General features: G+C 34.4%; 10 protein-coding genes. 2 read left to right on the top strand and 8 right to left on the bottom strand.

The features are described from left to right. Window positions 1-25 precede the first annotated feature (25 nt). Together NTX22_12325 and NTX22_12320 are read right to left on the bottom strand one after the other, a co-directional pair. Entirely contained in the window at window positions 26-4402 is a 4377-nt protein-coding gene (locus tag NTX22_12325; protein ID MCX6151307.1) for an acyl-CoA dehydratase activase, read from the bottom strand. A 253-nt stretch (window positions 4403-4655) separates the two neighbouring features. Then, window positions 4656-5516, bottom strand: coding sequence for a DUF2911 domain-containing protein (locus NTX22_12320; protein MCX6151306.1), 861 nt, complete (start codon window positions 5514-5516; stop codon window positions 4656-4658). Between the two features lie 306 nt (window positions 5517-5822). On the opposite strand from NTX22_12320, the gene NTX22_12315 reads away from it, so the two are divergent. Together NTX22_12315 and amrS are read left to right on the top strand one after the other, a co-directional pair. Then, entirely contained in the window at window positions 5823-8288 is a 2466-nt protein-coding gene (locus NTX22_12315) for an AAA family ATPase (GenBank protein MCX6151305.1), read from the top strand. Further along, a complete protein-coding gene (gene amrS, locus NTX22_12310) occupies window positions 8289-9311 on the top strand; it encodes an AmmeMemoRadiSam system radical SAM enzyme (protein MCX6151304.1) in 1023 nt (340 codons plus the stop codon). 164 nt (window positions 9312-9475) lie between these two features. Here the strand turns inward: amrS and NTX22_12305 are convergent, their stop codons facing one another. The 6 genes from NTX22_12305 to NTX22_12280 all read right to left on the bottom strand — a co-directional run bounded on the left by NTX22_12305 (window position 9476) and on the right by NTX22_12280 (window position 15413). Next, on the bottom strand, window positions 9476-9757 hold the full coding sequence (locus NTX22_12305; protein MCX6151303.1) for a hypothetical protein: 282 nt from the start codon (window positions 9755-9757) through the stop codon (window positions 9476-9478). A gap of 46 nt (window positions 9758-9803) precedes the next feature. Continuing rightward, on the bottom strand, window positions 9804-10166 hold the full coding sequence (locus NTX22_12300) for a cupin (GenBank protein ID MCX6151302.1): 363 nt from the start codon (window positions 10164-10166) through the stop codon (window positions 9804-9806). Between the two features lie 107 nt (window positions 10167-10273). Beyond that, window positions 10274-11749, bottom strand: a complete 1476-nt coding sequence (locus NTX22_12295) for a T9SS type A sorting domain-containing protein (GenBank protein MCX6151301.1) — start codon at window positions 11747-11749, stop codon at window positions 10274-10276. Window positions 11750-11814: 65 nt separating this feature from the next. Continuing rightward, window positions 11815-12054: a hypothetical protein gene (locus tag NTX22_12290; protein MCX6151300.1), complete on the bottom strand. Its 240-nt coding sequence runs from the start codon at window positions 12052-12054 to the stop codon at window positions 11815-11817. Between the two features lie 175 nt (window positions 12055-12229). Next, window positions 12230-13189, bottom strand: coding sequence for a sigma-54 dependent transcriptional regulator (locus NTX22_12285; protein ID MCX6151299.1), 960 nt, complete (start codon window positions 13187-13189; stop codon window positions 12230-12232). A 454-nt stretch (window positions 13190-13643) separates the two neighbouring features. Beyond that, complete coding sequence (locus NTX22_12280) at window positions 13644-15413, bottom strand: amidohydrolase (GenBank protein ID MCX6151298.1); 1770 nt, start codon at window positions 15411-15413, stop codon at window positions 13644-13646. Window positions 15414-15462 lie beyond the last annotated feature (49 nt).

The following is a 15462-nucleotide window of genomic DNA, read 5'->3' as shown; positions in this document are numbered from 1 at the left end:
GGCTTTTTTATGGTTGGATCAAATTCTATTCAACTTCTGAAACAGCGCTATTGTACTGCGGTAAAGTTTCTCCTTCGGGAATATCCCATCCTTTGGTTTGAAAACTTTCAACCAATCTTGTGAAAACTTCCCGGTACTTTCTTTTTGTTGGTTCATCTTTGGATTTTAGCTTTTCATGCAATCGCTCCGCCTGAAGCATAAAAATTTCAATCTTCGATTGTATTATCTGCGGGAATAAATTTCCGTCAGTTTCAACTGTAAGAAACGGCAAATCTTCAACATCAGGATAATTTACTTTTTTCTTTTTTAACTGAGATTTTATCTTTCCATCAATATTCATTTCTACATTCAGGATCGATTCTGCAACCCGCGATGGCATACATCCGAATGGTCCCAAAGAAACTACTCCGCAAGTATGATCTAAAATTTCACTTAAGGCAGAACCAACTGTTAAGACAGCTTCACCTTCCAGTTTATCTTTTATGAACGGTGAGGCACTTTCAATTACTTCTTCAACATCGGTTAAGTGATATTCGTAGAAACCAGACATAGCCAGAGCTTTCTTGATTTTCTTTTCAATTTCTCTTTGGGTAATATCTCTTATCTTAAATTTAACTCTATCGCCAAGCCCCAAAGTTCCATCACCATTCTTTCCTGCAAGATAATTTGAGTAATAAACATATTCACCGATTGGAGCAGTTTTAACAACAAATCCTTTTTCGGATAATCTTTCAATCAAATCCATCCTGGAAAATTCATCGTGGCGGACAAATATTTCTCCAATCAATGCAACCTTCTTTGCATCTTTAATCGATTCTTTTGTTTCAATTTTTGATAAGACTATGGCTGATTTTTCAATCAACTTATAAATACTACTTAACTTTAGTTTTGAAAACCCAGAAAGAACTTTTTTAAACTCCTCTTCAAAAATCTGGTTTGCTTTTTCTTTATCAACAGCTAATGCCTGGATTGCTGTATAAATATCTTTCAGAACATCAGAAACAGTAACGGCAGCCCAGCCACGAATTACAAAATCGTTTCCAAGTCCACCATAAGAATCTTCATCTGTTAAAGTGTAAACACCAACGTTTTTCATTTCCCGTTTATTAATCAAGTCTTCAAGAAAAACGTGATATTGCCCAAGCCGGCAAGGTCCATCGCCTTTTGTCATAAAGAAAAGAGTTTTTTCATTTGGATTTTTTCGGTAGTTATAATAGTCTATCATCGAGCCGGCATTTAATTGAAGTGGCAAACATTCTTTACAGGTGGAATTTCCTCTTCCGATCATTAATGTTTCAAAATCATAAACAGGAAGTGGTTCGGAATTTATTCCCACTGATCTGAATGCCGCAGAAAAAAGTTCTGTCCCCAATCTGCCCATACTTGGAACAAGCACCTTTATGGAAGGATCGCTAATTGAAAACTCATTTCCATCAGAATCAACAATACAATGTGAGTCTTTAATTCGCAGTGGAATAAAATCATTATGACTTTCTACTTCAATTTTGTCTTTGTTCAGTTCGCGGTAACTTTTTATTATATCAATCGCAGCTTCAATTCTTGTATTGATTCCTGCATCAGCAGAGTGGCTGTCCAGCTCAAGTGTAAGTGATGGTTTCTTTCCCATAATATTTCGGAAGTAACCAATGATGAACGAATCCGGACCACAGCTAAAGTTTGTAATAAATGCACCAAACAATTGCGGATGGCTTTTAACAAATCGCGCAGTTTTAAGCACCTGCTGCCCTAAACCCCAATACATATGCTGATAACTTTCCAGTTCTTCCGTTGGAAGAAAATCATGCGGAATAATTTCAAAATTTCTTGAAGCAAACTTTTGCGGAATTCCCAGATTGGCTTCCTTTGCAAAAGCGTTATAGCTCCTGCCAAATAATACAACGGCAAATCTTTCCGGATCTTCTTCCAGCTTTGCAAGAAAATTTTTGCCGATTTGTTTGAATTCGCTTAACATCATCATTAAATTATCAACTGCAAAATCAAATGCGGCTGAAGCAGTTACTTTATCTTTAGCTAACTCAACGGCTAAAGTAATAAATTTGTTCTTTTCACTTTCATAACCAGCGGAAAAATTTAATACCGGAGAAAGAATTTTGATTCCTTTTAACTCATCTTTAAACGTGGTTTGTAGATAGTAACTTTCTGATTGAAGCAGCACGCAGGTTTTTTTCTGTGAATTGGAATCCTGATTTTGAATCTCACTTATGTGCGGAAGAAAAATATAATCCGGTTTTTTATCAATTAAATCCTGGAAAAATCCATGCGCAAGTTCTGCCGGGTAACAGAATGTCGATTCCTTTTTGTCTATTCCATTTGGTTTGGCATCGCTGCCAAGGATAATTCTAAATCCAAGTTGCGTAAAGAAATTGTAGTACAACGGATAAAGTGTATTCGTCAGAAATGATTTTGAAATTCCGATTGTCGGAGCATTATCTTCTAATTCAATTGGATGAATGTATTTTTCGTAAACCAAATGTTGGCGAAGTTTTACCAGATCATTTTCTTTGGAAGAAGGATTAATATCAAGTTGAAGATTGTAATACTTGTTGCAGGCTCCGCCGAAAGGATATTTTTTTCCTTCAATTTTAATTAAAGATACTCCGCATTTTCTATCGCATTTTTCGGCACCACCGGCACAAACAAATGAGTTTTCGTATTCTACCTGCCTGTTAATTAGCTCATCAAGATTAAAAGTATTTTCTTTAATCAATCCCAGTTCTAAACGATTTTTAATTTCCAATGCAACACCAAATGCGCCCATTAAACCGGGCTCAGGGGGAACAATAATTTCTTTTCCTGTTAATGCCGCCATTGCAACTGGCACAGCTTTGTTGTAACAAACTCCACCCTGCATAAAAACTTTTTTACCAACAGGACGATTTCCTTTTACGCGGTTATTATAATTCATGCAAATTGAATAAACTAAACCGGCAACTATATTCTCTTTCGATAATCCTTCGTGCAACGCATTCTTAATATCACTACTAATGAATGCTGCACATTGATCATTAAAATTCGGAGGTCTGTCTGCCAGCAACGCAATACTGCCAATCTCTTCATAATCTATATGAAGCGATTCATTAGCTGCTTCTTCAAGAAAGGATCCGGTACCAGCAGAGCAAGCTTCATTCATTGCATAGTCTGAGGCGATCCCCGAAGTAATGTAAGTATATTTAGCATCCTGTCCACCGATTTCAAAAATCGTATCGACATCTTTATCAAAATAAATTGTTGCGGTGGCATGCGCAATTATTTCATTTATAATTCCTTTTGTAAGAGCGTGTAATCCTGCAATTTGACGACCTGAACCTGTTACACCGAGTCCAACTATTTTTACCGGTACTTGCAATTGGCTTTTCAAACTTTTATAGCATTCTATCGATGCTTTAACCGGATCTCCGTTTGTTCTTAAGTACTCAGATGCTAAAATAGAATTATCATTTAATCTAAGCAGAATTGTTTTAGTTGTTGTTGAGCCAACATCCAGACCAATAATACAAACGTCATTTTCTACAGGTATTTCTCTTTTCATTTCTTTAAAGTGAACCATTGAAGTAAATGCGTTCAACGGTTTATGGAAAGAAAAAGCCGAATGTCCGTCAATGAAAAGATTTTCCATTTCATATTTAATTGTATCATTCTTCAACGCAAATACTGCCGCACCAAGGGCTTCAAAATATGGCGCTTCTTCCGGAATTAATACATTTTCAAAATGTTCTTTAAGAAAGCGGAGCATTGCTTTATTCTTTGTTGTTCCGCCAATCAATATCGCAGATTTATGCGGTATCTTGGAGGTAAGTTCAATTATCTTTTGTGCCATCATTTTAGATAAGCCGGCAATAACATTTTCTTTAGGAATTCCTTTGTTCAATGCGTGGGTGCAATCCGATTTACAGAATACAGAGCATCTGCCGGAGATATTGTATGGTTCTCCCTTTACTCCAAACTTTACAGCTTCTTCAATACTTAAATCCATCCGTTTAATCTGCTGCAGAAAAAATTCCCCGGTACCTGATGCACATTTATTTCCGGTAGAAACTTTCGCGATTTTATTTTCTTTGTCTAATGAATAAACAATAAAATTTTCTCCACCAGCACTAATTATTAAATCGGCTGATAGTTTCTGATTTTCAAGTGCAAATTCAATTGCTTCAGCTTCTGATATTGAAGTGAGATTTAGAAATTTTCTGTACTTCTTTCCGGTAATAGTAATTTTTTGATCTGAAATGCTTTCGAGAATTTTCACAAGTACTTCTTGCGGATTGCCATTATGAGTAAAACTTTTTGCGGAATCTACAGTTATAGAATTGTGCTGTTTACTTGCGTAGACCGCAGAAATTGTGGATGCACCGACACAAATACCGAGAGATTTATAAACTGACATTATTATGCAATCTATTGTTAAAAGCTGGATGAAATAAAAGAAATATCTACGTTAATTTCTAATTAAGTTATTATTAAAGAGTTCAAAAAAAATCGACTTGTTATTCCAGTCCCGACTTTTCGTTATGATAAACTCCAACAGGAATTCATTTAAATAATTTTAGACTCCCCCTACCTACTAGGTTGTTGCAGAATGCTATTTTTATCGTGGTGAGTACCTGCCTATCGAGCAGACAGGGAGTCGAACCACAAAATCACTTCTTACTTTTTAATTCATTCTCTAACTTACTAACCAGTGGAGAAAATGTTTTAAACTCTTTATCATTCTTACCAAGTTCGCGCGATTTGTTAATCAACTTAATGGCTTCTTTAATTTGTCCTTTCTTTCCAAGCAGCTTAGCCTTAACAAAATAATTGTAATATGTTCCTTTCATAGCAATTGATTTCTCTATCCAATCCATTGCTTCAACTAAATGCACATCATTATCGGCGGCATAATTAGCAGATGCGGCAAAAGTTACCCAGTCATCTGGTTTAACTTCGTCAATTGCTTTTTTAATATTATCATAAGCTAAAGAATCAGTATTAACTAAAAGATTAAAAGATACCTTCAATTTTTCCCAGGCAAGATTAACAGTTGCACTATTTGTAGTAACATCCGAAAAATAAAAAGTCATCGATTCTAAAAAACGATTTTCTGAAGGTTTAACTTTAAAACGAACCACATCTTTGGTGCTGTCGTAATTAAATGCACCCCACTGCTTTGCTACAGAGTTTATTACAACAATCCAATAATCCTTCGTAGGAATTGTAAACAATCCATACTTGCCGGCAATTATTTTATTTCCATTAACAATTACATCTTCACTAAAAGAAATTGTAGTTGCTTCATCTGCACCGTTGCGCCAAACCTGGTTGAATGGGACAAGATCGCCCCAAATAACTCTTCCCTTAACATTTGGTCTACTATAATTGATAGTAACATCTGTTAAACCGATCCGCTGCATAACTGAAGCTTTCTGGCTGATTCTTGGCAATTCAAGTTGAGCGCTTACATTTGCAAATAAAATTAAAAGCAGTGCAAATAAATATTTTTGAATACCCAATTTGTACATATTATTTCCTTTCGTATGAATTATTTCCTGTTATAATTTACTAAATATTTGGCAGTTTAGCTTTCTCTGGCTTACTATTGTTCAATTGTTGAATTGTTTTGAAAATGTATCTTTAGCTTAAGCAATTTAACAATCTAACAATTTAACCTCCGCGTTTCTATTAAGATAAGTGAAACAATTAGTAAGTTTGTCATTCTTTTGGCTCCGGCTTGTCCTGAATATGAATATCTAATCTTCAATTTAATTATTGTTAGTTATTGTTTATTTTAGAATCAGGATTTTCTACACTTATCATAGGGAAATTTTATGAATCATTTAAAATCCGCTAAACATAATGAACTTACTATCGGCGAATTAAAACAAAAATGTGAACCGAAATTTATTAATTTCAAATCCACATCAAACGTACCATCCATCCAGGAAATTATTGGGCAGGAGCGCGCTCTTAAAGCACTTAAAGTTGGTGTGGCATTATGGAGCCCAGGTTACAATATTTTCATAACCGGATTATCCGGCACTGGCAAAGCAACCACTGTAAAGCAAATGTTAGAAACAATTCGACCTCAGTGCCCAACACTTTACGATTATGCATATGTTAATAATTTTGAAAATGACAGCGAACCAATATTGATTGTTTTTACTGCCGGTGATGCAATCAAGTTTAAGCGGGATTTAATTTCTACAATTCAATATTTGCAAACTAAAATTCCCCAGGTACTGGAAGGTGATCCTTTTAAAAATGAAAAGAAAAAAATAGTATCTGAGTTCAGTAAAAAAGAAAATGAATTAATGGTTTCCTTTGAAGAAAAATTAAAGACGGAAAATTTTTCTATTGGACAGGTTAAGGTTGGCGAGCTATCCCGCCCGGAAATTGTTCCGGTAATAGATAATCAACCTGTACTTATTCAACAGATTGAGGAACAGGTTAGATTAGGAAAAATAAATAAAGAAAAAGCGGCGGAAATTACTCAGAAGTTTGTTGTGTACCAGGAAGAGTTGCAGGGAATCTTCCGGCAAGGTTTACAACTTAGCCAGGATTATCAATCCAAATTGCAGAACTTGGAAAAGAAAACTGTTAGAGTAGTTATAGTTGCAGCAATAGGCAGTTTAAAAGAAAAATATAAAGACGAAAAAATTAAACTTTACCTTGAGCAGGTTGAAAATAATATTTTCGAAACGCTGGATGTATTCAAAGGAGCTAAGCCAAAAACTGAACAGACAGAGGAAGGAATAATAATAGATTACTTTAAGGAGTATGAGGTAAATATAATTTTGGATAATTCCAATGTAGTTGAATGCCCGATCATTATAGAAACAACACCGTCCTACAATAATATTTTTGGAACGATTGAAAAATTTTCTGATGGCAAAGGAGGATGGTATTCTGATTTTACAAGAATTAAAGCTGGCTCAATCCTAAAAGCTAATGGCGGATATTTAGTTCTGAACGCATCAGACGCAATACAGGAACCAGGTGTATGGAAAGCGCTGAAACGCGTATTGCTATATAGTTTACTTGAGATTCAGGATTTTGTAAGTTATTACCAGTTTTCACCATCCATACTAAAACCAGAACCAATTGAAGTAAACACCAAAATAATTTTTATCGGCAGCAGTTACCTTTACTCAATTCTTGCTTCTTATGAAGACGATTTTAAAAAATTGTTTAAGATAAAATCGGATTTTGATTATGAGATGAATCGCAATGAAAAAAATCTGGAGCAGTACATTAAAGTTGTAAAAAAAATAATTGAAAACGAAAAACTAATGGAATTTGACAAAGATGCTATTGCCAAAGTGCTTGAATATGCTTCGCGTTATGCTGACAATAAAACTAAATTAACAACAAGATTTTCTTTTATTGCAGATCTTTTACGTGAAGCTAATTTTTGGGCGGGCGATAACGGAAGCAAACTTGTTTCAGGATATCATGTCCAACAGGCCTATAACTCCGCACGGGACCGGCATAGTTTATATGAATCAAAAATTTCTGAAATGATTAAGGATAATGAACTTTTGATTGACACTGATGGTGAACGCATAGGACAGGTAAACGGGCTGGCAGTTTACGGAACAGATTATTATTCATTTGGTAAACCGACAAGGATTACTGCAACTGTTTCGCTTGGAATTGGAAACATTATTAATGTTGATCGAGAAGCAGGGCTAAGCGGAAATACACATAACAAAGGAATGTTGATTATTTCCGGTTACTTTAGAGAAACGTTTGGACAAAAAACACCGCTTTCCTTTTCCGCAAGCTTGGTTTTTGAACAAGGTTATGGAATGATTGACGGCGACAGCGCTTCATGTGCGGAAATTTGTGTTTTACTTTCTACTCTGGCGGAGATTCCAATTAAGCAATCATTAGCAATTACTGGATCGGTAAATCAGAAAGGAGATGTACAACCGATTGGTGGTGTTAATGAAAAGATTGAAGGTTATTTTGATGTTTGTAAAGCGCGCGGATTGGATAAGAAACATGGAGTAATAATTCCATTTCAGAATGTAAAAAATTTGATGTTGAATGATAAAGTAATTGAAGCTGTTAAAAAAGGGGATTTTCATGTTTATCCAATTTCCAGAATTGAAGAAGCAATTGAAATTTTAACAGGAGTTAAAGCTGGAAAGAAATTGGCAAATGGAAGCTATCAAGCCAGAACAATTTTTGGAATGGTGGAAAGTAAACTTAAACTTTTGCACCAGCGTACAAAAGTGAAAAAAAAGAACTCCAATAATTCGGATAAAAATCATCCGGCAAAGAAAAAATAAATGGACGCAGAAACATTTAAACTCGCTAAGTGGTGGGAACAAACAGAGAATGAAAAAATTCTTTGTACTCTTTGCCCCCGGTATTGCACCATCGGCAATGGGCAGGCGGGTTTCTGTTTCATTAGAAAAAATATTGATGGTAAGCTATACTCTTTAGGATATGGCAGACCAACCGGATTTGGAATTGATCCAATCGAGAAAAAACCGTTGAGCCATTTTTATCCTGGTACAACAATACTTAGTTTTGGAACTGCCGGATGCAATCTTGGATGCAAGTTCTGCCAAAATTGGTCGATAAGTAAAGCACGGCTCGATGATTTAAATTCACTTGAAGCTTCTCCCGAACAAGTTGTTGAGTTGGCAAAAAAGTATAATACTCCTTCCATCGCATTTACTTATAATGATCCAACAATTTTTGGTGAGTATGTTGTTGATATTTCCAGGATTGCCCGTGAAGAAGGAATTCATTCTGTAATGGTTACTGCCGGATATATCGATAAAGAAGCACGAAAAGATGTTTACAAGTATATTGATGCAGCCAATGTGGATTTGAAAGCATTCACAGAAAATTTCTATCATAAACTTACTTTCTCTCATCTGAACGATGTTCTTGATACTTTAGTATGGCTTAAGAATGAAACTGAAATTTGGTTTGAGATTACAACCTTACTAATTCCTGATGAAAATGATTTACTGGATGAAATAAAACAAATGTGCGATTGGATTTTGAAGAACCTTGGCGATTCGGTTCCTCTTCACTTCACAGCATTCCATCCCGATTTTAAGATGATAAATAATATCCGCACTCCGGGGAAAACTTTAGATATGGCAAGAAGCATTGCCATCGCTACCGGAATAAAATATTGCTATGTAGGAAATGTTCACAACATAGAAGGACAAACAACTTTTTGTCCATCCTGCAAGACTGAATTAATAAAACGTGATTGGCACAGCGTATTAAATAATAAATTGCTTAATGGAAAATGTTTTAAGTGCGGAGAAAATATCGCTGGAGTATTCTAACATTTTCAAAAATGTAAAAATCCATGAACTGTCTTGAACCAATTTCCACTTAAAATTACAACCCGTTTAGAAAAGTTACCGCAGAAATAGTACATTATTTAAATTCTTATTTTCAAAAGATTGGCTTCTTAGCCAGACAAGAATTCTTTTTAGAAGAAAAGATTTTATCCGGGGATCCATATCTTACCAGCAACAATCAATTCGGATTCTGAAGGTAAGATTAATGGACTGGAAGATTTTGCAAAGAACGCAAGTCCTTTATAACTGGTAAGGTATTGATAATTTTTTTTAAATATTCCGCCGGTTGATTGTACAATAACTAATCCTCTTCCTTTTTGTAGAATACGCAAAAACTCGGTGGGTTCCACATGTACAATTACTCCGGATGCTTTAATTGCTTGTGCAATTGCATTAGCAGCAACGGCAGCTTCTGTTCCATAAACCATAATACCTCCAACAATCAAAAATACTTTAGATGAATTTACTTTTCGTTTAACTTTCCCGATGAACAAGTATAGGTGAAAACGCAGGCAAACAAACAGCAATATATTCTGCCCCGTCCTCTGCCGGTGTGCTGTATTGAACCCATTTACCTTTGGGAACAATTATCGTCTGTCCTTCTTTAACATCGATTGAACCATCACACGAAGTAACCCGCAGCATCCCTTTAAAGACCACCGTATACTCATCAAACTCAGGAGTTTGTTTTGGTTCTATCCATCCTGAAGGACTAATCATTCTGGCAATACTTACAGCGTTGGTAGCAGTGTTTACTCTTCCAACAAATTCATCAATAATTTTGGGTTTATTGCCCACAGCTTCAATTCGGTTTGGTGAAATAATTAATTTTGGCATTTTGAACTCCTCTTAATTAACTATTGCAAGATAATAAAAAAGGCGAGTCAAATGCTCGCCTTTTTTATAACTATAAATGTTTTAATGATTAAAACATTTGGTATAAATTATCTCATCAAAATTAATTTTTTTGTTTCCTTGTAACTTCCTGCCTCTAATCTATATAGGTAAACTCCGCTGGGCAAATTACTCGCATCAAAAATTGCTTCATAACTTCCAGCATCTTCTTTGCTGCTTACCAGCGTGGATATTTCTTTACCCTGCAAATCATAAACTTTTAGTGTTACAAAACTTTCAACTGGAATTGAATAAATTATTTTTGTGGTTGGATTAAAAGGATTAGGATAATTCTGCTTTAACTCAAAAGTATTTAATAAATTGTTTGTCTCGATAGTATTACTTTCATTATCATTTTGCGCAGTAACATTAGCAGAAGCTAATATTCCATGTGGACCTGCACCTGTAGGTGTGGTAGTATGGCAAACCACGCATTTCTTCAATGTACCAGCAAATCCTTGCAGCCGGATGTTTTGTAAATTGTCGTTCGGTTGTGAAGTTGGATATATTGCATGTGGACTTCCATGGCAGGAAGAGCAGTAAAGACCGCCATGACCTTTCGATTCTCTAAAAAGTTTTCCTGTATTCTCAGCAAATTTACTACCATGGCAAGTTCCGCATTTAGGTTCATCCAGCCAGGGTCTTCTTCCCTTTTCAATTGACTCGGTTACCTGCTTCATATTACCATGGCAATCCTGACAAATCATTTGTTTTGTTTTACCATTTCGCATTACATCTCTTAAACATTGGGTTTTAGCCCCGGGATGACATTTATAACAGGTTGCCATTGAATTCAGAGCAAGAAGATCTTTGTGCTTTTCATGTAAACGAAATGATAAAGATTTAGCTTCTCTATTTCCTGCCATTCCCAAAGCATTAGAGGCGTGGCATTTAGCGCAAAGTACAGGTCCATTCCTGTTAAATCCATTTACTCTTTCATGTTCATTTAGTATTTGAGTTTCTGATGAGTGACAGCCGGAACTTATGCAACTCATTTCATTGCTAACAGGAATTACAAAATCAGTTGTAGCAAGTATAGTTGAACTATTATTTAACCTGGCGACTATATGCATCAATTGATATGGATTTTCATTTACAAGATCTTTATCCTGATAAGGTGTAATCGGAATTCCTGTTGCTATAAAATTATTCCCATCAATTTTCATTACGCCGGTTAAACCATTGCCAGTAAGACCAATATTTGCAGCTAATGGTTGGGCAAGATTGAAGAGCTGTTGGGCATAAGTCCAAAAATTAGTTTTCCCTACAGAATAGGAATTACCTGGAATAGAATATGCAATTGTATAACCTGCAGTTAAAACTTGCGGTTTTTGTCCTGGTATTTTTCTTATCAACTGTGCACGAACATTATTGTAAGGGGGAAGTACAACAATTTTTGAAAAATTCTTATTGGAACAATGCATTCCCAAATCATTCCACCCAATTAATACGTATTGCTGCGCAAAAACTGAAAGAGAGCTAAACATCATTATTAAAAAAAGTTTTAAAATAACTGTGTATTTCATTCCAACCTCCTATTAATGAGTATAATATTTCCAGATATTGGTTCTATACGATTTTTAAACCAAATTCAGTTAACTGAAATTGTTCCTTGATCTGCAAAAGGAATATTTGAACAAATTGATTCAGTTAATATTTTAGCTTGCACAATTACTTTATCACCCAATTTAATCTCATTAAAATTATTGTTAGGCAATTCAGTGCAAATACTATTAACTAAAATTTTCACAAAGTTTTTTTCACCTGTTTTAATTGCAGCTACAACTTCTCCGGTAATGCAAAGTTTGCAGGTAATATAATTATTTTCCATAAAGCTTTATTTTGTTTTATATAATTACACAATAATAGTGCCTATAAAATTGTTGAGTAATAAGGATTTTATGCGGAGAATTTTATTTTAATAACGGATATTGACTTATTGTTAGTGGAAAACCATAGGGTGAACTACGTTGCGTATGTAAAAATTTGAATTAAATATTTTAGTGTTAATGAAGTTTGTGTTTTTTAATCTTATCGCGAAAAGTTGAAAGATTTAGATTTAATAAATTTGCTGCTTTGGTTAAATTACCTTCGGCTCTAGCGAGTGCCTTTTTTAATAAATTGCTTTCAACGCAGGATATTACTTCTTCATAACTCATGGAGTTTGCTATATAACATTTCTCACATTCATTCACTACAAAATTAGTGTAATTACCATTAAAAATTTCATTTGGAAGGTCCTCTACATTGACTTCATTCTCTGCAAACAACACAATCCGCTGAACAATATTTTTAAGTTCTCTAATATTACCAGGATAATTGTATGTTTTAAGAGCCAGTAACGATTGATCTGAAAAAGTAATTTTTTTTAACGGAACAAACTTTTTTGTAAAATGATTTATAAGGAAAGGAATATCATCTTGTCGTTCTCGTAATGGAGGTATAAAAAATGGGACGGCGTTAATACGATAGTACAAATCTGCTCTAAAGCGTCCTTCATCAGTTAGTTTTTTTAAATCGATTTTGGAAGCAGTAATTAATCTTACATCAATTGGTATTGGAGAAATTCCCCCGATTCGATTCAACTCCTTATTTTCAATCACTCTTAAAAGCTTGGTTTGAATATTTAGCGGAACATCATCTATATCATCTAAAAATATTGTGCCGTTATTAGCAATTTCAAATAAACCTTTCTTTTCATTAAATGCAGTTGTATACGCACCTTTTTCATGACCAAACAGTTCGCTTTCTAATAACTCGAATGGCAAAGAAGCTAAACTTATTTTTACTAAAGTATTATCTCTTCTTGAACTTGAGTTGTGAATATATTCTGCAAAAATCTCTTTTCCAACTCCAGTTTCTCCTACAAGTAGAACGCTTGTATCAGACATTGATATTTTATTTATACGGCTAAGAATATCAAGCATTAGTAGATCTTGAGTAATAATTTCAGGATGAGTTAACATTGTTTTTTACTTCCTTTATATTAGCCAGACAATCTTGGAAAAGATTAAAAAATAATTAGCCGGATAAATAAAATTGTTATTGTAAGCTGAAAAAATATTTTAGTAGTCTTTCAAAATTTATTTTAAGGAATTTTTTTTTGAAAGACTTAAGCTGTTTTTCGCTTTAATGGACAAAAGGTCTTTATAAAAGTAAAAAGAATGAGCATAAAAATCAAAAGTTTATCTTTAATAATTCCATTTTCTTCTAAATTTGAAGATAATCGATTAATTATATAAAATTTATTTCCATAATCGGTTGCATTTAAATACTATTCCAACTTTAATTCTATTTGAAATGCAAAATAATTGTGCGGATAATTTATTTGTTCTTTAGTATGGTTATCAATCTTTAATCTATTAATATGATAATTAAGCACTATAGTTTTTGTTTATACTGTAGCTCTACGATTTTATTCTATTTGAATGAACTATCGCGAAAAACTTCTTTTCCTTCGAATAAAGTTAGCAGCACTTTTGTTTTACAAATTTCATTAACCGATATATTAAACAGGTTTTTATCAAGCACAATTATATCTGCCAACTTACCTGTTTCAATTGAACCAATAGTATTTTCGATGAAATTTGCATAAGCTCCATTAATTGTAAAGCTGGCAATCATCTGATCAAGCGATGCCCTTTCCTGCTGCCAAAGAATTTCTTTCGGATCAATAACATTTAATTTACTGCGTGTAATCCCGGTTTGTATTGCATTTAAAGGATTGCAGGGGATAGTAACAGCATAATCACTTGCAGAAGCCACCATAACTCCAGCTTTAAAAAAACTTTCCATTGGATATTCCATGTCAGCACGCTTCTGTCCAAGATACGGAACCTGAATATTATAGTAATAATCATCTTTCATAAACCAATATGGTTGAGGAACTGCAATCACTCCAAGCTCCTTAAATCGTAAAATCTCTTTTGGATCAACCAATTGAAGATGAGTTATTAAATTTCTTGAATCGCGTTTTCCATTTTTCTTTTGTACAAACTCAAAAGCATCTAATGTTACTGAAGTTGCAGCATCGCCAATTGAATGAACATGAATTTGAAATTTATTCTTGTCTAGTTCAGCACAAATTTTATTTAGATCATCGGCTTTCCAGAAAAACTCTCCGCGTGAACCAGGAAGATGTTTATAAGATTCTTTAAGATAAGCCGTACTTCCTTCAACTACGCCATCAATAAATATTTTTGCTCCATTTGTTAGAAAAAATGATCCCTTGTTTTTTTCTCTTTCTGTAATTAGTTGTTTTATCTGTTCAATTCCTTTGGCAGGATCAACATAAAGTGAAGCACGGAATCTCATTGTTAATCGATTTTCTTTCTCAAGATTTTTGTATGCATTAAAATCATTTCCACCGGCATCAACAGAAGCATCGTGAGCTGTTGTGATTCCAAATGAAGCAGCCATTTTCTGGTATGACTCAAGTGCTAGCACCAACTGATCAACTGTATATTCTGGAAAAAATTTTGCAACTAAGTCAGCAGCATTTTCTCGCAAAGTTCCGGTAGGTTCACCGCTTCCTGGATCTTTTTCAATTACGCCGCCAGGTGGGTCTTTAGTTTCTTTCGTAATTCCAGCCAACTCAAGAGTTTTTGAATTTACCCATTGGGAATGACCTCCTTCATCGGAAAGAGAAACGGGAATATCTTTGATTATTTCATCAATGAATTTTTTATCAGGACCGGTTTTGCTGAATAAAGTATTCTTCCAACCTCTTCCCTTTATAAATTTTGCATCAGGATGTTTAGCAACAAAATCTTTAATTGCCTTTTGATAATCTTCAATTGAATTCAACCCATTGAAATTAACATCAAAAAGTTCATGGGCTGCACCGTATGCCGGATGGCAGTGGCTATCGATAAAACCGGGAAGAACCATCCTTTTATCAAGGTCAATTACTTTTGTCTCTTTACCAATGTATTTATTAACTTCATTATTAGTACCGACATAAACGAACTTTCCATCTTTAATTGCAACAGCTTCGGCTATAGTTCGCTTGTTATCAACGGTGTAGATAGAACCATTTTTTAAAACGAGATCAGCAATGGAGTAATTATTCTGATGGCAGGAACTGCAAAGACTGCCAATAAGTATTAAAGAAAAACAAAAAATTAAAAAGTTCTTGGATTTATTGTTTTCAGCCGAAAAATATTTTGGAGTTGAATGTTTGGCTGACAATGGATGCTCATTAATTATAGAAATACGAAAACATCTTAATTATAATGTT

Source organism: Ignavibacteriales bacterium, from assembly GCA_026390815.1.
Lineage (GTDB): Bacteria > Bacteroidota > Ignavibacteria > Ignavibacteriales > SURF-24 > JAPLFH01.
This window is presented reverse-complemented; position numbering and strand designations above follow the sequence as displayed.

What these genes read in the sequence shown, in the direction of transcription:
- NTX22_12325 (MCX6151307.1), bottom strand. Translation starts at nt 4,402, where the DNA reads ATGTCAGTTTATAAATCTCTCGGTATTTGTGTCGGTGCATCCACAATT.
- NTX22_12320 (MCX6151306.1), bottom strand. Translation starts at nt 5,516, where the DNA reads ATGTACAAATTGGGTATTCAAAAATATTTATTTGCACTGCTTTTAATT.
- NTX22_12315 (MCX6151305.1), top strand. Translation starts at nt 5,823, where the DNA reads ATGAATCATTTAAAATCCGCTAAACATAATGAACTTACTATCGGCGAA.
- amrS (MCX6151304.1), top strand. Translation starts at nt 8,289, where the DNA reads ATGGACGCAGAAACATTTAAACTCGCTAAGTGGTGGGAACAAACAGAG.
- NTX22_12305 (MCX6151303.1), bottom strand. Translation starts at nt 9,757, where the DNA reads ATGGTTTATGGAACAGAAGCTGCCGTTGCTGCTAATGCAATTGCACAA.
- NTX22_12300 (MCX6151302.1), bottom strand. Translation starts at nt 10,166, where the DNA reads ATGCCAAAATTAATTATTTCACCAAACCGAATTGAAGCTGTGGGCAAT.
- NTX22_12295 (MCX6151301.1), bottom strand. Translation starts at nt 11,749, where the DNA reads ATGAAATACACAGTTATTTTAAAACTTTTTTTAATAATGATGTTTAGC.
- NTX22_12290 (MCX6151300.1), bottom strand. Translation starts at nt 12,054, where the DNA reads ATGGAAAATAATTATATTACCTGCAAACTTTGCATTACCGGAGAAGTT.
- NTX22_12285 (MCX6151299.1), bottom strand. Translation starts at nt 13,189, where the DNA reads ATGTTAACTCATCCTGAAATTATTACTCAAGATCTACTAATGCTTGAT.